The 22226-nt window shown below is 62.5% G+C and carries 29 protein-coding genes; 15 read left to right on the top strand and 14 right to left on the bottom strand.

Translation table 11 applies throughout. The annotated features are described in order from the left end of the window. The first annotated feature begins 76 nt into the window (after window positions 1-76). The 9 genes from CCR95_RS10160 to CCR95_RS10120 all read left to right on the top strand — a co-directional run bounded on the left by CCR95_RS10160 (window position 77) and on the right by CCR95_RS10120 (window position 8224). On the top strand, window positions 77-550 hold the full coding sequence (locus tag CCR95_RS10160; RefSeq protein WP_201094040.1) for a C40 family peptidase: 474 nt from the start codon (window positions 77-79) through the stop codon (window positions 548-550). Window positions 551-684: 134 nt separating this feature from the next. Continuing rightward, on the top strand, window positions 685-1047 hold the full coding sequence (locus CCR95_RS10155) for a high-potential iron-sulfur protein (RefSeq protein WP_201094038.1): 363 nt from the start codon (window positions 685-687) through the stop codon (window positions 1045-1047). 150 nt (window positions 1048-1197) lie between these two features. Further along, on the top strand, window positions 1198-2049 hold the full coding sequence (locus tag CCR95_RS10150; RefSeq protein WP_242523166.1) for a hypothetical protein: 852 nt from the start codon (window positions 1198-1200) through the stop codon (window positions 2047-2049). Window positions 2050-2134: 85 nt separating this feature from the next. After that, entirely contained in the window at window positions 2135-2770 is a 636-nt protein-coding gene (rlmE, locus tag CCR95_RS10145) for a 23S rRNA (uridine(2552)-2'-O)-methyltransferase RlmE (RefSeq protein ID WP_201094036.1), read from the top strand. 83 nt (window positions 2771-2853) lie between these two features. Then, window positions 2854-4770 carry an ATP-dependent zinc metalloprotease FtsH gene (ftsH, locus tag CCR95_RS10140; RefSeq protein ID WP_201094034.1) on the top strand — a complete coding sequence of 639 codons (1917 nt, stop codon included), beginning with the start codon at window positions 2854-2856 and terminating at the stop codon, window positions 4768-4770. 4 nt (window positions 4771-4774) lie between these two features. After that, on the top strand, window positions 4775-6109 hold the full coding sequence (gene glmM / locus CCR95_RS10135) for a phosphoglucosamine mutase (protein WP_201094032.1): 1335 nt from the start codon (window positions 4775-4777) through the stop codon (window positions 6107-6109). A 12-nt stretch (window positions 6110-6121) separates the two neighbouring features. Next, the gene (locus tag CCR95_RS10130; RefSeq protein WP_201094030.1) at window positions 6122-7498 is read left to right on the top strand and encodes a sodium-dependent transporter; all 1377 of its coding nucleotides are present in this window, start codon (window positions 6122-6124) and stop codon (window positions 7496-7498) included. A gap of 2 nt (window positions 7499-7500) precedes the next feature. Next, window positions 7501-7935: an SRPBCC family protein gene (locus CCR95_RS10125; RefSeq protein WP_201094028.1), complete on the top strand. Its 435-nt coding sequence runs from the start codon at window positions 7501-7503 to the stop codon at window positions 7933-7935. Next, a complete protein-coding gene (locus CCR95_RS10120) occupies window positions 7925-8224 on the top strand; it encodes an RnfH family protein (RefSeq protein WP_201094026.1) in 300 nt (99 codons plus the stop codon). Before CCR95_RS10125 ends, CCR95_RS10120 begins: the two co-directional genes overlap by 11 nt. Window positions 8225-8287: 63 nt before the next feature. On the opposite strand, the gene CCR95_RS10115 is transcribed toward CCR95_RS10120, so the two are convergent. Further along, window positions 8288-8755 (bottom strand): outer membrane protein assembly factor BamE, encoded by a 468-nt coding sequence (locus tag CCR95_RS10115; RefSeq protein ID WP_201094062.1) that lies wholly within the window; start codon window positions 8753-8755, stop codon window positions 8288-8290. A gap of 158 nt (window positions 8756-8913) precedes the next feature. Here CCR95_RS10115 and fur point away from each other — a divergent pair, with 158 nt between their 5' ends. Genes fur through CCR95_RS10100 form a run of 3 tightly spaced genes read left to right on the top strand, consistent with a single transcriptional unit; the run spans window position 8914 to window position 10340 of the window. Next, complete coding sequence (gene fur / locus CCR95_RS10110) at window positions 8914-9330, top strand: ferric iron uptake transcriptional regulator (protein ID WP_201094024.1); 417 nt, start codon at window positions 8914-8916, stop codon at window positions 9328-9330. A 30-nt stretch (window positions 9331-9360) separates the two neighbouring features. After that, window positions 9361-9801 (top strand): HlyD family secretion protein, encoded by a 441-nt coding sequence (locus CCR95_RS10105; RefSeq protein WP_242523165.1) that lies wholly within the window; start codon window positions 9361-9363, stop codon window positions 9799-9801. Beyond that, entirely contained in the window at window positions 9771-10340 is a 570-nt protein-coding gene (locus CCR95_RS10100) for an ABC transporter permease (protein WP_242523164.1), read from the top strand. The genes CCR95_RS10105 and CCR95_RS10100 overlap by 31 nt, the downstream gene beginning before the upstream one ends. 117 nt (window positions 10341-10457) lie before the next feature. On the opposite strand, the gene CCR95_RS10095 is transcribed toward CCR95_RS10100, so the two are convergent. From CCR95_RS10095 to CCR95_RS10080, 4 genes are all read right to left on the bottom strand, one after another. Next, window positions 10458-11006, bottom strand: coding sequence for a cytochrome b (locus tag CCR95_RS10095; RefSeq protein WP_201094022.1), 549 nt, complete (start codon window positions 11004-11006; stop codon window positions 10458-10460). A gap of 187 nt (window positions 11007-11193) precedes the next feature. Next, window positions 11194-11742: a Slp family lipoprotein gene (locus CCR95_RS10090; protein WP_201094020.1), complete on the bottom strand. Its 549-nt coding sequence runs from the start codon at window positions 11740-11742 to the stop codon at window positions 11194-11196. Window positions 11743-11819: 77 nt separating this feature from the next. Beyond that, window positions 11820-12368, bottom strand: a complete 549-nt coding sequence (locus CCR95_RS10085) for a Slp family lipoprotein (RefSeq protein WP_201094019.1) — start codon at window positions 12366-12368, stop codon at window positions 11820-11822. A gap of 118 nt (window positions 12369-12486) precedes the next feature. After that, on the bottom strand, window positions 12487-12684 hold the full coding sequence (locus CCR95_RS10080) for a Trm112 family protein (RefSeq protein ID WP_201094061.1): 198 nt from the start codon (window positions 12682-12684) through the stop codon (window positions 12487-12489). A gap of 416 nt (window positions 12685-13100) precedes the next feature. On the opposite strand from CCR95_RS10080, the gene CCR95_RS10075 reads away from it, so the two are divergent. Further along, window positions 13101-14687, top strand: coding sequence for an alpha/beta hydrolase (locus CCR95_RS10075; protein ID WP_201094018.1), 1587 nt, complete (start codon window positions 13101-13103; stop codon window positions 14685-14687). A 195-nt stretch (window positions 14688-14882) separates the two neighbouring features. Continuing rightward, window positions 14883-15329 (top strand): hypothetical protein, encoded by a 447-nt coding sequence (locus tag CCR95_RS10070; protein WP_201094017.1) that lies wholly within the window; start codon window positions 14883-14885, stop codon window positions 15327-15329. A 162-nt stretch (window positions 15330-15491) separates the two neighbouring features. Here CCR95_RS10070 and clpX read toward each other — a convergent pair whose 3' ends face one another. From clpX to nifW, 4 genes are all read right to left on the bottom strand, one after another. After that, window positions 15492-16778 carry an ATP-dependent Clp protease ATP-binding subunit ClpX gene (clpX, locus tag CCR95_RS10065; RefSeq protein WP_201094016.1) on the bottom strand — a complete coding sequence of 429 codons (1287 nt, stop codon included), beginning with the start codon at window positions 16776-16778 and terminating at the stop codon, window positions 15492-15494. Window positions 16779-16957: 179 nt separating this feature from the next. Continuing rightward, the gene (nifM, locus tag CCR95_RS10060) at window positions 16958-17824 is read right to left on the bottom strand and encodes a nitrogen fixation protein NifM (RefSeq protein WP_201094014.1); all 867 of its coding nucleotides are present in this window, start codon (window positions 17822-17824) and stop codon (window positions 16958-16960) included. Continuing rightward, complete coding sequence (locus CCR95_RS10055) at window positions 17821-18318, bottom strand: nitrogen fixation protein NifZ (RefSeq protein ID WP_201094012.1); 498 nt, start codon at window positions 18316-18318, stop codon at window positions 17821-17823. Before CCR95_RS10055 ends, nifM begins: the two co-directional genes overlap by 4 nt. Then, window positions 18302-18646: a nitrogenase-stabilizing/protective protein NifW gene (nifW, locus tag CCR95_RS10050; protein ID WP_201094010.1), complete on the bottom strand. Its 345-nt coding sequence runs from the start codon at window positions 18644-18646 to the stop codon at window positions 18302-18304. The genes CCR95_RS10055 and nifW overlap by 17 nt, the downstream gene beginning before the upstream one ends. A 238-nt stretch (window positions 18647-18884) precedes the next feature. Between nifW and CCR95_RS10045 the strand changes: the two genes are divergently transcribed. Then, entirely contained in the window at window positions 18885-19160 is a 276-nt protein-coding gene (locus CCR95_RS10045; RefSeq protein ID WP_201094008.1) for a hypothetical protein, read from the top strand. On the opposite strand, the gene CCR95_RS10040 is transcribed toward CCR95_RS10045, so the two are convergent. From CCR95_RS10040 to CCR95_RS10020, 5 genes are all read right to left on the bottom strand, one after another. After that, a complete protein-coding gene (locus CCR95_RS10040; protein ID WP_201094006.1) occupies window positions 19138-19488 on the bottom strand; it encodes a lysozyme inhibitor LprI family protein in 351 nt (116 codons plus the stop codon). The genes CCR95_RS10045 and CCR95_RS10040 overlap by 23 nt on opposite strands. A gap of 284 nt (window positions 19489-19772) precedes the next feature. Further along, entirely contained in the window at window positions 19773-20156 is a 384-nt protein-coding gene (locus CCR95_RS10035; protein WP_242523163.1) for an SH3 domain-containing protein, read from the bottom strand. Between the two features lie 574 nt (window positions 20157-20730). Continuing rightward, on the bottom strand, window positions 20731-21207 hold the full coding sequence (locus CCR95_RS10030) for a hypothetical protein (protein WP_201094004.1): 477 nt from the start codon (window positions 21205-21207) through the stop codon (window positions 20731-20733). Window positions 21208-21219: 12 nt separating this feature from the next. Continuing rightward, on the bottom strand, window positions 21220-21549 hold the full coding sequence (locus CCR95_RS10025) for a lysozyme inhibitor LprI family protein (RefSeq protein ID WP_201094002.1): 330 nt from the start codon (window positions 21547-21549) through the stop codon (window positions 21220-21222). 93 nt (window positions 21550-21642) lie between these two features. Then, on the bottom strand, window positions 21643-22152 hold the full coding sequence (locus CCR95_RS10020; RefSeq protein ID WP_207188577.1) for a hypothetical protein: 510 nt from the start codon (window positions 22150-22152) through the stop codon (window positions 21643-21645). Between the last annotated feature and the right edge of the window lie 74 nt (window positions 22153-22226).

The following is a 22226-nucleotide window of genomic DNA, read 5'->3' as shown; positions in this document are numbered from 1 at the left end:
GTGGCATTGACAGACGCCGTCATCGCAGACTAAAACTCGAAATACAGAAGATTGCGACATGAATCGAGAGTGATTTATGAAGATGTGTCTTGCGCGAAGCACGAGCCTGTGGATCTGGATTCTGGTTCTAGCTGGCCTGTCGGGCTGCGCGTCCAGGGTGGGCGACAAGGATTTGAGCGGGCGTCGCGCCGAGGTGGTGCTGGCCGGATTGTCGCAGATCGGCACTCCCTACGTTTACGGGGGATCGTCGCCCGCCTCGGGCTTCGACTGTAGCGGACTGACCCAGTACGCCCACCACGTCGCCGGACTCTCGATCCCGCGAGTCGCCGTGGAGCAGCATCGGGCGTCGAAACCGGTCAGGCTGGGGCGTCCCGGTCCGGGCGATATGGTCTTTTTCAGGACGGGGCCGGGCGTCTACCATGTCGGGTTGATGGTCGACAGGGAGCGCTTCGTGCATGCCTCGACCTCGCGCCACCAGGTGCAACTGGCCCGCTTGGATACGCCTTACTGGACCGCGCGCTATCTTGGCGCGGGTACCTATCTCAACTGAGGCCGACTCTGAATCTTCGGGCTTGCGGCTCGCCTTTTTCGTTTTCCTGTAGCACAATGCCGGTCGGCTTCCGGCGGAAGGCCGGGAGTGTCGAGATCACTACACCGTACCTAACTGAGATAGGAGTGACATCAATGTCCGATAAGCCAATCAGCAAGAGCCGTCGTGACGCCGTCAAAGTGATGCTGGGTACCGCCGCGGCCATTCCCATGATCAACCTGGTCGGTTTCGGCACCGCGCGCGCATCCGCGCCTGCAAACGCGGTCGCCGCCGATGACCCGACCGCGGTTGCCCTGAAGTATAACCAGGACGCCACCAAGTCCGAGCGTGTCGCCGCCGCGCGTCCCGGTGCCCCTGCCGATCAGCAGCATTGCGCGACCTGCCAGTTCATGCTGGCCGACCAGGGCGAGGGCGACTGGAAAGGCTGCTCGCTCTTCCCCGGCAAGCTGATCAACGTCAATGGCTGGTGTTCTTCCTGGACCCTGAAGGCTGGTTGATTCTGACCGACTCGCTCCTCCAGGCGAGATCAAAGACGGGGCCATCGGCCCCGTTTTCATTGGTTTATTCTGATTTTTACAGGCAGGGTTCGACCGGTTCATCAGGCAGACAACCGGTTTTTGTTTGATGTATCGTTCAAGATCAAGGTTATGGCTATTTTTTCCGAACACCCGAATCCTGGCGGTCCAGCCGCTTCCGTGAGCCTGGATCTCCCCCGTCCGAACGTGGCTTCCCGGATACGGCTTGCCTTTATCCGCGGCATCATCTGGAGCCTGCATGGAATGATTTATGCCCCTCTTTTCGCGGGGCTCTCGGAATTATTGAAAGGATTGGGTTTTGGCGGATCCACCTATGTGATCGCCGCCGCGGTGACGGGCGCGGTCACCGCGGTCCTCTACGGGGCGCGCGAACTCTCGCTCATCAGTTCCGCCATCGGTGCCGGTGTTGGGGTCATTCTGTTGATCGCGTTGACCGGGCCTTCAGCTTTCGTGTACACAGCGTTGAGCGCCGCCGCGATCGCCGCCGCTGTCGGGCTGCTCGTGCGCTTTCCCACGCGCTGCTCCATGAACGTCGCCTCCAAGGCATTGGCTGGGTTGGCCGCCGGGGCGGTCGGGGGCACGGTTCTGGCGATTGCGGAACCCTTCCATGCGGCTCCTTTTTCGCTTTTTGTCGTTTTGGCTTTCCTGGTGAGTATCAATGGCGTGCTGTACGTCGCGAGCGTCAGGCAGTGGGTGGCATGGACGCATCGGTTTTGTCAGACATCCTTTCCCTGCAATCTGGCCGAGGCCGCGATCATGGCGATTCTCGCCGGCGTTGCCGCGGGCAGCGTCTGGATGGTGAGCGGTCCGCTGACGAATATCGATCCTGGATTGTGGTGGCAGGCCGCCAGTCTCGGCATGCATCAGCAGATTCCGCAAGCGGTTCTGGGGGGGCTGTTTGGTGGCGGTATCGCCGGCATTCTGCTTCAGATCTTTCGGTTTTCCTGGGTCGACGACCTTTGATTCAACCTGTGTCCAGCACGAAATACAGCGTTTTCAACACTTCTAACCTGGCGGTTACCCGCTGCGATTGGCGGGACGCGGTTGCATGACCAAAAGCAAATCCAGTCGACGCTGGCTCGACCGTCATCACAGCGATCCCTATGTCAAGCGTTCTCAGCGCGAAGGCTATCGTTCCCGTGCCGCCTATAAGCTGCTGGAGATCCAGGAGAAGGATCGGATCCTGACGCCTGGAACGCGGGTGCTCGACCTGGGAGCCGCGCCGGGCAGTTGGTCACAGATCGCGAGCCGCCTGGTCGGTCCGAAAGGGCAGGTGATCGCGCTCGATCTGCTGCCGATGGATGCGCTGGATGGCGTGGTGTTTTTGCAAGGCGATTTCCGCGAGGACGCGGTCCTGTCGCAACTTCGTGAGGCGATCGGCGCGGAACCGCTCGACCTGGTGCTTTCGGATATGGCCCCCAATATCACGGGAACCGTCGTCACCGATCAATCGCGCGTCATGTATCTGCTGGAACTGGCATTGGAGTTGGCGCGAGAGTGCCTGAAACCTGGTGGCTCACTGGTGGTCAAAGCTTTTCAGGGCGAAGGTTTCGATACCTATCTGCTCGAACTGCGTCGGAGTTTCCGCCGGGTCGCAAGTCGCAAGCCGCAATCGTCCAGAGCGCAGAGTCGCGAAATCTATCTGGTCGCGAAAGGTTTTGTGGCGAAAAACTTTCATCCGTGAGCCGTCGGTGCTAGTTTCCACCGCATGAATTCGGCACGATTGCACCGATACACAACCATCAGGGGTCAGATGCCGTGAGTGACATGGCGAAAAATTTACTGCTTTGGGTGGTCATCGCCATTGTGCTGATGTCCGTGTTCAATAATTTCACCACCACGCAATCGATCCCGCGCAGCCTGAATTATTCGGATTTCATCGAGCATGTGAAGGCAGGCTCGGTCAAGGAAGTCACCATTCAAGGTCGGCGTATCGAAGGCGTCAATGCCTCCGGTCAGCGCTTCACGACTTACAGCCCCGGCGACGACGGGCTGGTGGGCGATCTGCTGAACAACAATGTCATCATCAAGGCCGCGCCGCCCGAGAAGCAGTCGGTCCTGATGCAGATTTTGATCAACTGGTTCCCGCTGCTGATCCTGATCGGCATCTGGATCGTCTTCATGCGCCAGATGCAGGGCGGCGCCGGTGGGCGGGGCGCCATGTCCTTCGGCAAAAGCCGGGCGCGGATGCTCTCCGAGGATCAGGTCAAGGTGACCTTTCAGGATGTCGCAGGCGCCGAGGAGGCCAAGGAGGAGGTCGTCGAGATGGTCGACTTCCTGCGCGATCCGACCAAATTCCAGAAGCTCGGCGGGAAAATCCCCAAGGGCGTGCTGATGGTCGGCCCGCCGGGGACCGGCAAGACCCTGCTGGCGCGCGCCATCGCCGGCGAGGCCAAGGTGCCCTTCTTTAACATCTCGGGCTCCGACTTCGTGGAGATGTTCGTCGGCGTGGGTGCCTCGCGGGTGCGCGACATGTTCGAGCAGGCCAAGAAGCACGCGCCCTGCATCATCTTCATCGACGAGATCGACGCGGTCGGGCGTCACCGTGGCGCCGGGCTGGGCGGCGGACACGACGAGCGCGAGCAAACGTTGAACCAGTTGCTGGTGGAGATGGATGGCTTCGAGGGCAACGAGGGCGTGATCGTGATCGCGGCGACCAACCGCCCCGACGTGCTCGATCCTGCCCTGCTGCGTCCCGGTCGTTTCGACCGTCAGGTGGTGGTACCGCTGCCCGATGTGCGCGGTCGCGAACAGATTCTGAAGGTTCACATGCGCAAGATTCCGGCCGCCGAGGATGTCAAGGCATCGATCCTGGCGCGCGGCACGCCGGGATTTTCCGGCGCGGATCTCGCGAATCTGATCAACGAGGCGGCGCTGTTCGCGGCACGTTCCAACAAAAAACTGGTCGAGATGGACGATCTGGAGAAGGCCAAGGACAAGATCATGATGGGCGCGGAACGCCGCTCCATGGTCATGACCGAGGACGAGAAACGGCTGACCGCCGTTCACGAGTCCGGCCATGCCATCGTCGGCCGTCTGGTGCCGGATCACGATCCGGTGCACAAGGTCAGCATCATCCCGCGTGGCCGCGCCCTGGGCGTGACGCTCTTCCTGCCCGAGGAGGATCGTTTCAGCTACAGCAAGCAGCGTCTGGAGAGCAGCATTTCAAGTCTCTTCGGCGGGCGTCTGGCGGAAGAACTGGTCTACGGCGTCGAGAGCGTCACTACCGGCGCGCAGAACGACATCCATCGCGCCACCGAGATTGCGCGCAACATGGTGACCAAGTGGGGTCTGTCGGACAAACTGGGTCCGCTCACCTACAGCGACGAGCAACAGGAAGTCTTTCTCGGACATTCGGTCACTCAGCACAAGAGCGTTTCGGACGAGACCACGCATCTGATCGACGAAGAGATCCGTCATCTGGTCGAGCGCAACTACGAGCGCGCCAGGACGATCCTCATCGAGCATATGGACAAACTCCACGCCATGGTGGACGCGCTCATGAAGTACGAGACGATCGACGCGGCGCAGATCGACGACATCATGGAAGGCCGCACGCCGCGTCCGCCCAAGGATTGGGAGGATGACGAACCGCCGCGCCCGGCCGAGCGTCATGGCGGAGCGTCGCAGGCCGCCAGCGCCATGGCGGAAGGACCGGTCGGTCGGCCAGCGGAGGAACATTGAGTCCATGCGTCACTATTTTGGCACCGATGGCATTCGCGGGCGGGTCGGCGAGGGTTATATCACCCCGGATTTCGTTTTAAAGCTGGGCTGGGCCGCCGGGCGCGTGCTCGGGAACGGACGCGGCAAGATCCTGATCGGCAAGGACACCCGGATTTCCGGCTATATGTTCGAGTCGGCCCTGGAGGCGGGGCTTGTAGCCGCAGGCGTGAGCATCCGGTTGCTCGGACCCATGACGACGCCCGGCGTGGCCTATCTGACCCGGACCTTTCGGGCTTCCGCCGGCATCGTGATCACCGCCTCGCACAATCCCTATCAGGATAACGGGATCAAATTCTTCTCGGCCGATGGCGACAAATTGCCCGACGAGGTCGAACTGGCCATCGAGGCCGAACTCGACAAACCGCTGCGCACCGTCGCGTCGAGCGAGTTGGGCAAGGTTCAGCGGGTGGAGGACGCGAACGGTCGCTATATCGAGTTCTGCAAGGGCACGATTCCAGCGTCGATGAACTTCCGCAATTATAAAATCGTGGTCGATTGCGCCAACGGAGCGACCTATAACACCGCCCCCTATGTCTTCGAGGAGCTTGGCGCCCAGGTCGTGCGTCTCGGCACCGAACCCGATGGATTCAACATCAACCGCGAGGTGGGTTCCACTAAGCCCGAGGCACTGTGCAGGGCCGTGGTCGAGCATGGAGCCACGCTGGGAATCGCCTTCGACGGCGACGGCGATCGCGTCCTGATGTGCGATTCCCGGGGCCATCTGCTCGATGGCGACCAGCTCCTCTATATCATCGCCAAGTCCCGGCAGGTGGCCGGGACCATGCGTGGCGACGTGGTCGGAACCCTGATGAGCAATCTCGGGTTCGAGCACGCGCTGAAGCGCCTGGACATCGGTTTCGCGCGGACCAAGGTCGGCGACCGCTACATCATGGAGCAGCTTAAACTCACGGATGGCATCCTCGGCGGCGAACCTTCCGGGCATATCATCTGCCGCGACCGCACCAGTACCGGGGATGGCATCGTGGCGGCGCTCCAGGTGCTCGTCGCGCTCCAGCGACTCGATGCCAGCATCGACGATCTGGGCGCCGAGGTCGAACTCTATCCGCAAGTCCTGCTCAACGTGCGGCTCGACGAGCGGCGCGACATCGTCGGCCTGCCCGCGATTCAGGATGCGCTCGCCACTGCCGAATGCGAACTCGCCGGACGCGGCCGGGTGCTGTTACGTCCGTCCGGAACCGAACCGCTGGTGCGGGTCATGGTCGAGGGCGTGGACGGCGATCAGGTGAGCCGCCTTGCCGAACGGCTGGCCGATGCCGTGCGCGAACAGATTCGTCTCTAACGGGAGATCCAGGTGACAGCGACGACCTCCATCCATGGCATGTGGTCGACCCGGATGGCGTTCATCCTCGCCGCCACTGGTTCCGCGGTCGGCTTGGGCAATATCTGGCGTTTTCCCTATACCGCCGGCGAGTATGGCGGGGGTGCCTTTGTCCTGGTCTATCTGCTCTGCGTGGCCGCGATCGGCATCCCGATCATGATGGCCGAGATCATGCTCGGGCGGCGTGGGCGTCAGAGTCCGATCAACACCATGCGCCTGCTGGCCACCCAGGAAGGCCGCAGCCCCGCCTGGCAGCTGTTGGGCTGGATGGGCATCGTCGCCGGATTTCTGATTCTCTCGTTCTACAGCGTGGTGGCCGGCTGGACTCTGTCCTACGTCTTTCGCGCGGCCGGCGGCGCTTTCGTGGGTGTGGATGCCGAGACGGTCAGCCAGATGTTCGGTCAATTCATCGCCGACCCCGAGGCGCTGCTCGCTTGGCACACCATCTTCATGGTGATGTCGGTCGCGGTCGTCGCGCGCGGCGTGGCGAATGGCCTGGAGAGCGCGGTACGTTTCATGATGCCGGCGTTGTTCCTGCTGCTGGTCGCGATGGTCGGCTATGCGATGACCTCCGGGCATTTCGTGGAGGGCGCCACTTATCTCTTCCGACCGGACTTCAGCAAGTTGGGGACCGAAGGCATCCTCAGCGCCATGGGTCAGGCGTTTTTCAGCCTGAGCCTCGGGATGGGCGCCATCATGGTCTACGGCTCCTATCTGAACAGCCGCGCCTCGATCGCCAGCAGCGTCGTGATCATCGCCGGCACCGATACCCTGGTCGCACTCCTTGCCGGGCTGGCGATCTTTCCGCTCGTCTTCGCCAATGATCTGGCGCCCCAGTTGGGTTCCGGGATGGTCTTCAAGGTGTTGCCGATTGCCTTCGGTCAGATGCCGGGCGGGCAATTCTTCGGTACCCTGTTCTTCCTGCTGCTGGTCTTCGCCGCCTGGACCTCGGCGATTTCCCTGCTGGAACCGATGGTTGCCTGGCTGGTCGAAAACCGCGGTTTCACGCGGGTGCGAGCCGCGATGCTGGCGGGCGTCGCGGTCTGGCTGCTTGGGATCGGCTCGCTCCTGTCCCTGAACCTCTGGTCGGACCTGACGCTGTTCGGCATGGGTTTCATGGATCTGTGTGAATTCGTCGCGGCCAATGTCATGCTGCCGCTCGGCGGTGTGCTGATCGCTATCTTTGCCGGCTGGATGCTGGCAAGGTCTTCCTCCACCGACGAGCTTCGCCTGGGCGACGGGATCGGCTATCGCCTGTGGCGCCTTCTGATCCGCTATGTCGCGCCCATTGCCGTGGCCATCGTCCTCTTGAATGCCATCGGTCTTTTGAAGCTGATTGGTTTGGGGTAGTCGTGGCTATCGTTAGAAAAAGCGCATTGGTGCCGCATTCGGCATCGCAGATGTTCGATCTTGTGTACGATGTCGGCTCTTATCCGAGGTTTTTGCCCTGGTGTCAGAGCACCCAGGTGATTTCCGAAACCGAGGACCGGATCTGCGGGCGAATCGAGGTGGCCCGGATGGGGATTCATCAAACCTTCAGCACCTGCAATCGGTTCGAGCGGGATCGACGCATGGATATCGATCTGCTCGATGGGCCCTTCCGGAAACTGGTGGGCGGCTGGAATTTCATCCCGCTGCGCGAGGATGCCTCGAAGGTGGAACTGGAACTGGATTTCGAGTTTTCGGGGCGCCTGATCGACAAAGCGTTCGGGGCCGTTTTTAGCCAGATCGCCAACTCGCTGGTGGATGCCTTCTGCAAGCGCGCCGACGAGGTCTATGGGGACTGATTACCTGCACGTCTCCGTGGCCTATGTCGGGGAAGACGACCAAATCCTGCGTCCTCTCGACGTTCGGGTCGGTGTGCGGGTGCGGGAGGCGATCGAGCAATCCGGAGTGCTGGCGCGGTTTCCCGAGATTGATCTGGCGATCAACAAGGTTGGGATCTTCGGCAGGCAGGTCAAACTCGATCAACTCCTGGAAGACGGCGATCGGGTCGAAATCTACCGCCCCTTGATCGCCGACCCGAAGGAAGCGCGCAAGCGACGCGCCCGGGAAGATCGACCGCGCCATCCATGACGCGGAGCGGTTCGGACGATGCCTAACCGATTTGCAAACGATGCATACCCATGCGGGCGCGATTTACTCCTTGGGTTCGAGTCCAATGGTTTGCAAACCTCTCGTCAGCAGACCTTTCCGCTCCTGGTGATCTGGAACCGAAACCACCATATCCCGCGGTTCGCGCGACTCGCCTCGCTTGGCATCGGGTCGGATATCTCCTTCGATGCGTGTGAGCGCATCGTCCTGGAAGTGCAGCGTGAGAAAACGCTTTTCCATGGGCTGGTGGCCGCGTTTGATGGTGTAGGCATAATCCCAGCGATCGCCGTGGAAAAAATCCGCCAGCAGCGGAGTGCCGAGCAGGAAGCTCACCTGACGCCGGGTCATTCCAAGTTCCAGGCTGTCGACCATCTCCTCGGTCAGGATGTTGCCCTGCTGGACCGTCATCTTATAGACGAATGGCAGGTCTTCCAGGAGTGACGCACGTTGCTCGTCCGGTTTCCGATCCCGCGCGCAACCGGAGGCGGCGAGCAGAACCAGACAGCCGATCATTGGTAAACTGAAAATCTTTCGCATCTTGCTCTAAGGATGAGTTTGCGCTAAACCGCTTCATCATACAGCAGCGTCGACTCTCGATCACGGGGCGCGCATGTCAATCCAGGCTCGATTCGACCAATCCTGGTCGCTCCAGCGCACGACGGGGAAAAGAATTGGAAAATCAGCAGATCAAACAGGCCGGCCTTAAGGTCACGGTGCCTCGGGTCAAGATTTTGGGGATTCTAGAACACAGCGGAAAACGGCATTTGAGCGCGGAGGATGTCTACAAAGAACTCCTGAGGCAGGACGAGGAGATCGGCTTGGCGACCGTCTATCGCGTCCTGACCCAGTTCGAGGGCGCGGGACTGGTGTGCCGTCGCCATTTCGAAGGCGGACAATCGGTCTTCGAGCTCAACAGCGGCAGTCATCACGACCACTTGGTTTGCATTAAATGCGGCAAGATCGTGGAATTCGTCGATTCTCTGATCGAGGATCGGCAGACCGCCATTGCGGCCGAGCATGGTTTTCGGATCGAGGATCACTCGCTGGTCGTCTATGGCCTCTGTGCCGGTTGTCAGAATGCGCGCTGACCGGAGTTGACGCAGCGTCGCTGAACACGCATGAGTATCCCCCTGAAACCACTGCTGATCCTGGGACTTGCTGGCGCGGCGGTGGCGGTCTGGTGGTACGGCGCGCAACCGCAGCCGGTCGCGATCCGGTTGCAACCGGTTTTGATCGGAGCCGTGGAAGCGGTGGTGGCCAACACCCGGGCAGGGACCGTCAATGCCTGTCGTCGAGCCCGGCTCGCGCCCGGCGCGGGCGGCCAGATCGCCCGATTGATGGTCAAGGAAGGAGACCGGGTCCGTGGCGGTCAGCTTCTGCTGGAGCTGTGGAACCAGGATCTTCGAGCACGGGCGACGCTCGCGGAGCGCGAGGCGGAGGCGGATGCCGCACGCGCCAGAGCGATCTGCCTGAACGCCGACAATGCCCACGGGAGGCGGACCGCCAGCGCCGGCTTCAGGAGCGGCACATGGCCTCCGAGGAGGAATGCGAGAGCCTGATGGAGATCGACCTGCTCTACAACCGCCAGGCCGAGAGCGCCGCGGTCGCCGAGCGGGTGCGCAGCCTGATGGAGCGCCGCCACGGCCGCGAGGACTTCACCGTGACCACTCAGGATCAGATGCTCGATGTCCTGGGCTCGGTGCTGGACGTGCTGACCCTGGTGGTGGGGGCCTTCGGGGCCATCTCGCTGGTCGTCGGTGGGGTCGGGATTCTGACCGTCATGACTATCGCGGTTCAGGAACGTCGCCGCGAGATCGGTCTGCTGCGCGCGCTGGGGGCCTCCCGCGATCAGATCCTCGCCCTCTTTCTGCTCGAAGCGGTGCTGCTCGCCCTGCTGGGCGGCGCCATCGGTTTTCTGGCGGGGGCTGGCGGAGCCTGGTTGATCGGCGTTCTGGTGCCGGCTCTCCCGACCCACACCGCCTGGGATTTCGTCATCCTCGCCGAGGTCACCGCCGGACTCATCGGACTGGCCGCCGGCGTCGTTCCGGCACTGCGCGCCGCCGCGCTGGATCCGGTCGCCGCCCTGCGGGACGAGTAGGCGGTCGCAAGCGATGGAGTCGTGGTGACAATGCATCCGTTCGTGGTTCGATCCTTCGACGGGCTCAGGACTCACCACGAACGGCTTAATGGAATGGCCGTGTAGCCCGGACTCGGATCAGGGCAGGCTGATCCGGGTCATGATTCCATCCTTCAGGCGCCAATGCTTGAGCCCGGCGGCGGTGTGCAACAGCACCAGTCCGAGCACGACCAGACCGCCGATGCCGTGATAGAGGAAGAGGGTTGCGCCCAGTTCCTTATTCTCTCCAATGATTCCCGGCAGGGTCAGGTCGAAGAACTGGATGGGATAACCCGAGGCCGCGGTCGCGAGCCAGCCGCCGATCGGCAGTCCGATCAATAACACATAGAGCAGCAGGTGGATGCCGCCGCCGACCATACGCTCGACGCCGCTGAGCGGCGGGTCATAGGGCGGTGCCGGTGAGACGCGCCGTAGCGCGATCCGCACAATCATCAGCAGGAGCAGCAGGATGCCAAAGGTCTTATGGATTTTGTACAGCATGTTGGTCAGTTCCTCGCCGAACAGACCCACGGTGCCTTCATAGCCCAGGCTCCAGAAGGTGAACCCGGCGGCGAGCAGGCCAAAGACCATCAGGGCGATCAGCCAGTGGAGCAGCCGTTGCAGTAAGGTATAGCGTTGAATCGTCAAGGTTGTCTCCTCGTGAAAAATAAGGAAATGTCAAGTGGCGGCAGAGATCGGCTCGTCAGCGAACCGGCTCGACATGATAAACGGATCGTCGCTCCTCCTCATCATCCGCAACGGCGTCCGGCATCGTCCCGGTCACGGTACGATTTCTCGTCGGGTCGACATCTATCGGCGTCGGAGCGGACTCGGTTTAGAAACCGACTCCAATGCCACCTCCGACATGACCGCTGCCGCCGCCGATTCCGATACTGATCCAGGGGCGCGATGGGCGAATGGAGACGTCGTCCGGGATCTTGCGTTCCGGCCAGAGTCGAATGGCGGGCTCGTCCAGAATCGGAAAACGCCTGTCGACATCGCCAATCTGTCCGTCGGCGACGTCGATGATCCTGCCAGTGACCGTCACCTGACGGCCTTCCCGGTAATCCAGCGGTTCCAGGTAACCTCGATGACGGACCAGAAATCGCCCCAGCGGTTGACCTTGCGCCAAGGGGCGTCCGCAGTCGTCGAGCGGATAGCCGATGACCTCAAGTTCAGTGCCCGCGTTCAGGCCGCGAGTCGCGATCACCTGCCCGCCCCAACTCACCACGGAACCACTTGCGCCATCGCTGGACGCCGCCTCGGCGGGCGTCAGACTGGGATCGCCGACTGGTTTGACGCAAACCTGCCGGGTGGCACAACCACATAAAATGGCACTCGCAATCAGTGCGGCGAGAAGGCATGGGCGAGAGGATGGATGCATCGCGGGCCTCTGGATCCAAAATCTGGAAACGGTTTGGCGCATTCGTCAGCGGGGAGGATGCGATCCCGACAATCGCCTCAATACCTGGGATCGAACCAGGGGTCACGATGGCTGCCGAGCCAGGGGTCATACCAGGGATAGGGATAAGGGTAAGGCGCCGGGTACGGAGGCAGCGCGATGGGTTGGGGCCAAAGATGCAGCGTTGCGCCGTCGACCACTGGATAGCGGTAGGGAAAATCGCCAACCGGGCGGTTCTCGACCCTCGCCACGCTTCCCGCGACGGTCAAGAGGCGTTCGGCGGGATACTCGACCGGATCCCTGAAGCCGGCGATCTCGATCAGGAAGCGGCCCAGACTTCCGGCGCTCGCATCCGGCTCGCCGAAACGGTTCAGCGGCCGCGCCAGCACTTCGATTTCAGTGGTTTGCGCAAGATTACGCACCTTGAGGATGCTGCCGCCCCAACGGATTCGCCGACCGCGATGGCGCTCTGGCTGTTCCTGTACCTCGGCCAGACTTGGGCTCCCCAGCGCATCCTCCCGAATGGCTTGGGGAACCCCGCTGGCACAGCCGACGAGCAGACCCAGCATGGCCGTCAGTGACAGGAGCGATAGGGGAGGGGATGGCATGAGGTCAGATGGTCCGTCTACGCAGAGAGCGAGATTCGGCAGCATGGTTCGAGCGCAACTGTGCTCGCTTCTTCCGCGCTGCCGTACTCGCGGTGGCTCCGCCACGGGCCGGGGCGGTTTAACGCGCCTGGCGATAGCTGTCCATCTCCTCCAGCGAAAGCTGCCGCGCCTCTTCTTCGAGCATCACCGGGATGTCGTCGCGGATCGGATAGGCGAGTTGCGCGGAGAGCGAGATGAGTTCGCCGCGGTCCCTGTCGAGGATGAGCGGGCCTTTGGTCACAGGGCAGACCAGGATGTCGAGCAGTTTTTGATCCAGCATGGGTTGGTTGCTCCGTTGCTAAAGGGTAGTCGAGCGCGCGTGCGCGGGACCGGAATCGGTGTCCGGGAATCGGGTAAAAGTGCGCCGGTCGCGGGGTAGAGGTTGAAATGGACAGGGTTCACCAGAATTGTCGCTCTGGGTTCGTCGATCCGACCATCGCGCCTGACCGGGTGGAATCCGCAACAGCCTGAAGTTTACTCGTCCGACTGGGTTGGTGGCGAGTACGGCGATCAGTTTCGCGGACTTGGTACTGCCGCCGCGAGCCGTTCCCGAGTCCGGGATCGCCGAGTTGCACTCGGCTCCCCGGACGCCAGACCGAAGCAAAGAGGCCGAGTACAACTCGGCGATCTCACGCGGCGGCGCTTGCGTTTCATTCATCACCGAATCTCACATCTTAAGGATCCACGCGCGCAATGAAGCTCGACGTACTCAACACGATCCCGGACTGCCGTGGCCGCTGCCTTGGCGCCCTGCTTCTGGCACTGGCCTCAACGCTGGCGATCGCCGTCGCGCTCTGGCAACTCACCGCCGCGAGCGCTGGGCTGCGGGTCACCGAGACCCAGGTCGGAGGCGTGCCGATCACCCTCTACCGTCCCGCCAGCGACGCGCCCGCGCCAAGCGTCGTGATCGCCCATGGCTTCGCCGGTTCGCGGCAACTGATGCAACCCTATGCCATCACCCTGGCGCGCAATGGCTATCTCGCGGTCACTTTCGATTTCCCCGGTCATGGCCGCAATCCCGCGCCCTTCGTCGCCAGCCTGATGGATCAGGAGGCGCGCCTGCGGGTGTTGCTCGATGCGCTGGAGCCCGCGGTTGGGTTCGCACTGGAGCAACCGGGCGCGGACGGTCGCTTGGCCTTGCTGGGCCACTCGATGGCCGGCGACGTCCTGGCGCGTTACGGTCAGATGCATCCGGAGCGGGTCGCGGCCACGGTACTCCTTTCGCCCTATCTGTCCGAGGACGCGCCGACCGCGCAACTGCGCAATCTCCTGCTGGTCTATGGCGAACTGGAGCCCGACATGCTGCACCAGCAGGGTTTCAAGACGCTGGCCAAGACGGTCGAGGGCGGCTTGGAGGCGGGGACGCTGTATGGCGATCAGGCCGACGGCAGCGCCCGCAGTCTAATGCTGGCGGAGGGCGTGGAGCATATCGGCGTGCTCTATGGCCGCGACGGTCTCGCCGCCGCGCTCGACTGGTTGAACCAGACCTTCGAGCGCACCGGGACGGGATTTCTGGATGCGCGCGGACCCTGGCTCGGTCTGCTCTATCTGGGTCTGTTGACGCTGGCCTGGCCGCTCTCGCGCTGGCTGCCCCGCGCCGCCTCGCATCCCATTGGCGCGGGTCTTCGCTGGCGCCGGTTGCTGCCGGTGGCGCTGGCACCCGCGCTGCTGACACCGTTGATCCTCTGGAAGCTCCCGACCGATTTTCTGCCTATCCTGCTGGGCGACTATCTGGCGCTGCATTTTGCCGTCTACGGTCTGATCACGGCGCTAGGGGTTTGGCTGACGCGGGACAACAGATCTGGCCAAGCCCAAGCGGCTTCCGAACGTGGACTGATCCTCTGGGGCGGGTTTGCGATCGCGACCATCGCCTATCTTGTCTATATCGTCCTGGCGTTCTCGCTGACCACGGATCGCTTCGTGACGACCCTGCTGCCGGGACCGGAACGGTTCCCGCTGGTCCTTGCCATCCTGGTCGGGACACTCTTGTATTTCGTCGCCGACGAATGGCTGACCCGTGGCACGGGCGCGGCGCGTGGCGGCTATGCCCTCACCAAGGCGCTCTTTCTGCTTTCGCTGTTGGCCGCGGTCGCGCTCAACCTCAACGAGTTGTTTTTTCTGATCATCATCGTGCCCGCGATCCTGGTCTTTTTCCTGGTCTATGGCGTCATGAGCGGCTGGGTCTACCGGCGCGTCAACCATCCGCTGGTGGCGGCCATCGCCAATGGGATCGCCTTTGCGTCCGCCACGGCCGTGACCTTCCCAGTTGTGGGTGGTTGATATGCATCATTGACCCCGCACAATCTACAATCATTGCGCGGTTTCGCGTAAACTGTGCCAACCGCTATGGTTCACTGGAGTCGCGACCTTAAACGCGGCCTGTGCCATTGGCCACCCCTGAAAGGTTTGCCGTTTCCCGGCGGAGCCGAAGTACCATCAATTGACTTGCTGCCTATTCTCTGGAGGAATATCGACATGGTCGCCTTTGCGCAACTGCATGCCCAAAATCATAAAATCACCGAGCTGTCGAACGTCTTTCTGTATCTGGTTCGCGAACGTTCCATGTGTGACACCGATGTCGCCTGCGATGTCTTTTTTGACCTCACCAATCGCATCAAGGAACACATGGAGCTGGTCGACCGTGAACTCTGCGGCAGATTGATTTCAAATCCGGATCAATCGGTAAAGAACACCGCCAACCGTTTTCTGTCCGGTTCGAGCGAGATCAAGCGGATTTTTGGCTCCTACGTCAAACAATGGTGCTCGCAAAAGCGCCATTCGCTGACGATCAGCGATCATTCGTCGTTCGTTCAGGATACCGAGCAGATGTTCGCCCTGGTGATGGACCGGATCCAGCGCGAGACCGAGTATCTGTATCCGCTGATTCGCAAGCTGGAAGGCGAACAGAAGCAGGTCGCCTGAGCGACGCAGCGTGCGGTACGCGGTCCGGGTCGTTGATGTCAGAGAACGGCTAGCGATTGCGCTATCTGACAAGCGACCCGGAGACCTAGGGGCTTTCGGATTGACGGCAACGACATCCTCATTTTTGGCTCTGCGGGGCGTCAAGCGCCCCTGACAGAATTTCTAACCGCCCGCTTCCGCCTGAATGTCCGCGCTGTCCGCTCCCCGATAACGCCACTGAATCGCGCCCTGGCCGGTCACCGCATCGGCATCGACTTCGCACTCCACGACATTCGACATGGAGGGCAGCTCGAACATGGCGTGCTGAAGCAGTCCCTCCATGACACTGCGCAGCCCGCGCGCGCCGGTGCCGCGTTCGATGGCTTGACGCGCGATGGCGGTCACGGCCTCGGGCGTGAACTCCAGCCGGACCCCCTCAAAGACAAACATCTGTTGATACTGCCGAATCAGCGCGTTTCTGGGTTCGGTGAGGATACGCACCAGCGCCGCCTCGTCGAGTTCCTGAAGTCCGACCAGTACCGGGAAGCGTCCGATAAACTCCGGGATCAGACCGAATTGACGTAGATCGTCAGGATGGGTCGACTGGTAGAGACGCGGGTCGCGCTCGTCGGCTGCCGCAGAGGTGCCGACCTCGGCATGAAAGCCGATGCTCGACGGCCCTGGACGGAGTCGACGCATCAGTACCTTTTCCAGCCCCGCGAAGGCGCCGCCCACCACGAAGAGAATATTGCGGGTGTCGATCAGTACGCTGTCGCCCGCGTCCTTGCGGCCCTTCGGGTTGAGCTTGACCTGTGTGCCTTCCACCAGCTTGAGCAGCGCCTGCTGCACGCCCTCGCCCGAGACATCGCGGGTGCCGTGCGCCGTCTCGCCCTGGCGCGCCAGCTTGTCGATTTCGTCGATATAGACCATGCCCCATTCGGCGACCTCGCGGCTGCCGTTGGAGGCGTCGAGCAGGCGTGCCAGAATGCTTTCGACATCCTCGCCGACATAGCCCGCCTGGGTCAGGGTGGTGGCGTCCGCGATCACGAAGGGGACGCCGACGATGCGCGCGAGGGTGCTGGCCAGCAGAGTTTTGCCGGTGCCGGAGGGGCCAAGCAGCAGGATGTTGGATTTGTCGATTTCGACGCGGTCGTCGTCCTCCAGGGTGCGGCGCGGGTTCTTGGCTTCGCTCGCCAGCCGTTTGTAATGGTTGTAAACGGCGACCGCGAGCGTCTCCTTGGCGGCCTCCTGGCCGATCACATAACGATCCAGATGCTCCTTGATCTCCAGCGGCTTGGGCGGCGATTTGAGCGGGGCGGCGAGCGCGCGCCCGCGTCCCCAACTGCTGATTACCTGATAGGCCAGCCCGACGCAGGCCTCGCAGATATGGCCGTCGATGCCCGCGATCAGTGGCCGGTCAGGCTCTTGCGGGGCGCCGCAGAAGGAGCAGGCATGGACCTTGTCGTTCATTCGTCGGGATCTCTTGGAGCGGTGGCAAAGGTTAAACCTAGATTGCTTGAGATGGCCAAATGTTTGCCGATGAGTCAAGTTCCTCGTTGTCGTTGTCGTTGTCGTTGTCGTAATCGGATAGTCGATTACGACAACGACAACGACAACGACAACGACAACGACAACGACAACGACAGTTGTTACGTTGCCTGGCGAAGTTCGGCGAGCCAGGCTTTCTGCCGGTCCAGTCGCCGCCGCGCCACGATGACCGCGTGGATTTTGGCCCGAGCCTGCTCGAATCCAACCTCAGCGCCTGCCTCGATACGTTCGCAGAGCAGGAGGTGAAAACCGATCTCGGACTCCAGCACGTCGCTGATCTCGCCCTCGGCCAGCGCGAACAGGGCCGAGTCCAGTGCGGGATAGAGCTGGCCGCGCGGCACGGCGCCGAGGCTGCCGTCCTGGGTCGCGGTGGGGCATTCGGAACACTGGCGGGCGAGCGCGCCGAAGCGCTGGGCCTGACCCTTCAGTTGGGCGGCGACTGCATCGATTCGGGCGAGCGCGACCTCGCGCCGGTTTTCGGCGAAGTCGTCGTTGACGGTAATCAGGATGTGACGCGCGGTGCGCAGCTCCGGGGTGATGAAACGCTCGCGGTGCAGTTCGTGGAAAAGTTGTTCATCCAACTCGCTGACCGGCTCCGCGCGGGCGCCCACCTGTGCCATGACGGCATCGAAGACGAGTTCGCGCTGGAGCGACTGACGCAGGGTGACCGCGTCGAGACCATTGGTCGTCAGATCGGCGAGAAAGCTGTCCTCGTCTGGGTAGCGCTGGCGGATCGCCAGGACAGCCTCGTCGAGACGCGCTTCGGGGATGAGGGTGTCGCGCGCCTCGGGCGAGGAGAGCACCAGGCTTTCCAAGTCGAAGGTCTGCCGGGCCTGACGTTCGGCTTGGGCCAGCCGGTCGGCGTCTAGCGCGCCGGGCGCGGTCTGAAACCGCTCGCTGGCCGCGCGCAGCAGATGATAGCGGTACTCGGCGCGCGGCGGGGTTGACGGGGGAGGACAGGCGTTCATGGCGACGGGCTTGGCGCGGGTCGATGGGGCGATTCATCTGCGATGTTGATCGCGGCATCCACCTCGGTCAACGCCGACTCGGGCACTACGAGCGTGTTGCGGTCGGGGAAATGAACGTGATAGGCAACCTCGTCCGGAGAGTCGCGCAGGACGCGGATCACCTCGCCGACCTCGCCCAGCCGGACCAGCACCCGGCCCTGAATCCCGAGGGGTCGGGAGGTCGCGACCTTGTCGCGGAACTCGAAACGGCTGGGCGTCCAGGGCGCGTCCGCCGGTTGCAGTTCCTCCTCGCGACAGCCGACCACCCGGTCGCTGTCGAGGAAATGCACCGTATAGATGATCTGGTCCTGGAGAAAGGTGCCGACATCGCGCACGAAACCGGTGCTGCCGCGCCGGATCAGGAGCGCGCCGGTCGCCTCGCCCGGATAAGTGCCGTCGTTGCGCACATTGCGCACGACGCGCACCGCGTCGCCGAATTCATACTGGGGGCGCATGCGGCACCTGTTCCATCAGATCGCTGAGCGGTACCGCGACGGAGCGGGGTTCGTGCATTCGGAACACCCGAAAAACCTTCTCGGTCGCGGCGTTCGAGGCTAGAAAATCCTGATAGGCCGCCTTGAGCAGATCGGCGTGCAATGCCCAGCGCGCCTGGGTCGAATCGGGCATCTCGTCGACCTGTTCGAGGTAGTCATGGAAACGTTGCAGAATATGCAGACGATTGACCTGCACCACGGCGGGTTCGTAAGAAATCCCGAAATAGTCCAGAAAATCCTCCGCGCTGGAGAGTTCGCTCAGGTCGAGGTCGAATTCGTCGTCGGTCATGGTTGCCTCCGGGCGTGGTTCTAGCTCAGTCGGTGCATGATGCGAGCGCTGAACTTGTCTCCGCTATAAAGCAAATAATACGCCAATCATTAAATTTTGATTTATAAGGGTCTTTTTAAAGGACGAACGCTTTTTGGTGGGTTTCCGACAAAGAGAGTCGACGCGGCTTGTCGCGGAAATGACCGCCTTTTACACCCGGACGATCAACCCTGCGCCCTGGTGGAGGGCCCCGTTCGAGATGATCGGCGAGCTGCTGACGCGCGAGGGCGCGTCCATCGCCGAGACGATCCGCCGCCACGAGCGAACTCGTTATGCCTGGGAAGAGGTGTGCCGGCTGACCGACGAGATGTGGTCACTGTTCGCCGACCTGACCGGCTCCGGGCGCGAGCCGCGCTTCGCCGAGCGCACGACGAATCTTATCGTGGTGGACAGCCAGATGGTCAGCCAGCCGCTGCCGGTCGCGGAGATTGGGCGACTGCTCGGGGAGTGCATCAGTCGTCCTTCAACTCGTTGATCCGCGACCTGTACTCGGCCTTGATACAGCCGCGCTGGTCGTCGGACTTCCAGCAGTCGTTGCGTCCCTTCACCCAGCCGCGCTGCTCCGTCTTGAGCGCGCCCTGCTGACTGGCCGGGGTGTGTCTCATGAGGCTGGTGTAGAGTTCCGCGAGGCTTTGGTCCAGTTCGGCGAGTTCGGCGTCCTTGCAGATGAGCTGCTCGGCCTCGTGGGTGGCCTTGGCGCAGTCGAAGCTGGGATGAGCCGCATTGGCCAGCGGCGAGATCAGCGCGGCGGCCAGGCCGCCGGCTGCGAGCAGCGTCGGGGTGGTATTGGTCATGAGATTCATAGTCGATGTCCTCGGTTGCAGGTTGGCTAGGCGAATTCCGGAAATGACGATACCAAGCGTTAAACTCCGCAGGAGCCCGCTTGCGGGCGACGGGTGGGGCACACGGAAGGCATTTTGGCGTGTCACGTCGCCCGCAAGCGGGCTCCTACGGGTAAGATGGAACCGCGATGTTGGAGATCCAGATCTCGCCGCCGCCGGGCCTGCGCACGACGTTGGGGCTCTTGGTCAGTCGTCGACACTGATGGTCTTGGTTGGGAAATCCATGAGTTGTCGCCTCAGGGCGATCAGCGGCAGCCGCCCTCCGCCAGATAACGGCCGGCGACCCAGCCCTCGATCCCCTGATATTCGATTTTGCACCAGCGCGGGTGGTGGCGCAGCCGCTCGGCCTGCTCGGCTTTGCTCAGGGTGCTGTATTCCTCGAAGCTGAGACCGCCCCGGCAGCCAAGATTGCGCACGCAGTCCGCACCTGGCGGAATACTGCCCACCTGGGCGGCGCCCGGATCGGGCGTGGCACGGATGCTGAGAACATCCGTGGGCGCGACGCCGGTCACGCGATAATAATCCGGACCATCCGCCTCGGCGGCGACCGGCGCGGGATTCAACAGCAGGCCAAGGATCGTTACCGTGGCCAGCCTTCCCAACAGGGTGGAGGTCATGTGTCTCGACATAAGGTGCTGTCCTCGTCGTGGATTCAAATCGGCTCGGAGTAGCCGAACTGCGTGCCGACCAGGACCGAGTTGCCCAGGTTGTTCGCCCAATGCAGACCGATGGCCGTCCACAGGTCACCCGTAGCCCGATGACCCCGAACAGCAAGGCCGACGCCAGGCCGACGATTAGGCCGACGGCCAGAGCGAGACCCAGTGCTCGCCAGTCGATCCACCTCTCGGTGAAGCCGAAACTCCACCAGGGGCGCCGCAGCAGATCGCGGGTGATGAGGGGCACCACAATGGCGGCGGCGAAGAACGAGGACGCCACGCCGAGAGTCTGGCCCGCAGCGCTCCCCTGGAGGACCGTCAGCCCCAAGAGGGTAAAAAGAATCGCGATCAACGACCCCAGGATCAGCCAGCTCGAGAGGATCAGGATCAGCCCGATCGCATGGCGGATAAAACTGGATGCCCCCTTGTCGGACCAGTCCAGGTAGCTGGCCGTCCTGTATGGGTTCCCGACAAAGAGAGTCGAAGCGGCTTGTCGCGGAAATGACCGCCTCGGCGTATCGCACCAGCCCATCCTGGAGGCTTCAGGTCAGCCCCGCTCCACCATGAAGCGGTAGGACAGCCGCTCGTTGCGCCGGGCGGATGCGCGCGGTTGGAAGGGGCGGATGACATAGGTCATGTCCGCCGGTGCCGTGAGCCGCGCGGTGCGCTCGCCCGAGTTGCCGTTAAACAGCGCCGCGCCGCTGCTGTCGGCGGCGTCGTGGACATTGAAATAGGCGTTGTTACTGGGGCTCTCCAACGTCACGGTCAGGGTCTGCCCAGTGGCGACGGGCACCAGATAGGCCGGACTCTTGTCGCCATCGATGGTGCCGCTGACCTGGGTGGCGCCGACGACCGGGAAATTCAGGGTTTGCAGGGTCTCGTCCGGCGAGATCAACCGCTGCGCAGCGGCTGTGTCGACGGCGGGAAGCCTGGAGGGCTCGCTGGGACGGGTGGTCCCCGAGTCGACGCAGGCGTTAAGCAGGGTCGCGGTCAGGGCCACGACGGCAAGCGCAGCGAGGCGCATCGGCTTTCCTCCTTATCGGTCCTTCAGCTCGTTGATCCGTGACCGGTACTCGGCCTTGATGCAGCCGCGCTGGTCGTCGGACTTCCAGCAGTCGTTGCGGCCCTTCACCCAGCCGCGCTGCTCCGTCTTGAGCGCGCCCTGCTGGCTGGCCGGGGTGTGCTTCATGAGGGTGGCGTAGAGTTCCGCGAGGCTTTGGTCCAGGGCGGCGAGTTCGGCGTCTTTGCAGATGAGCTGCTCGGCCTCGTGGGTGGCCTTGGCGCAGTCGAAGCTGGGGTAAGCCGCGTTGGCCAGAGGTGCGGCGAGGCAGCCGGCAGCGAGAAGCGTCAGGGCGGTTTTCGTCATCGAATCATCTCCAGTGATGAGATCCACGGTCAAGATCCTCCGTTGCGGGTTGGTCAAAACGGGTCTGTGCCTGGGCAGGCCACTGAACAGGGTTTAGAGATCGAAGAGGATGTCACGCGACGACGTCAGTTCCAGGGACAACCCTGTCAGCGGAACGACGTTTGTCGGTGCAGCGAATATCGATACTCTACCTTTAAGAAAGACCTTCGTCGATTTCCCCGCCCTGGCATGGGCGACGAACCGTTTGAGCAGGTCGTCTCGTCCCCGGTCGTTGGGAACCCGCACCGGGAACGAATGCCCCGTTGCATCGTCCGCGCGGGCCTTCAGATTGAACCGCCAACGGGTCGGAGTGGGTCCGTCGCCGCTCCACCAATCGCCAAGAATCGCTCTGGCGCCAGCATCTCCGTAGAGGTTGCCGTGGTCGACGAACCCCCAGACCGCGATCTCCCGCCCATCGAGCGCGTTGATTGCGTTTCCGTTCCGGGCCAATCCGTTCCGACTGATGGCGGACGCGGCGACGTAGTCGCCGACACTGTCCTGGCACCCGAGCAAACAGGAACCGATGAGCGGGACGATCAATTGGAGGAATCCGACCGGCATCATGCACTCACTGCTTGTCGACGCCCACGAGCTTGCCCTCGCTCGTAAAATACCCGTTTCTCAAGGCCGCGCATCGA

Source organism: Thiocystis minor (assembly GCF_016653465.1).
GTDB classification, from domain to species: Bacteria; Pseudomonadota; Gammaproteobacteria; order Chromatiales; family Chromatiaceae; genus Chromatium; species Chromatium minus.
This window is presented reverse-complemented; position numbering and strand designations above follow the sequence as displayed.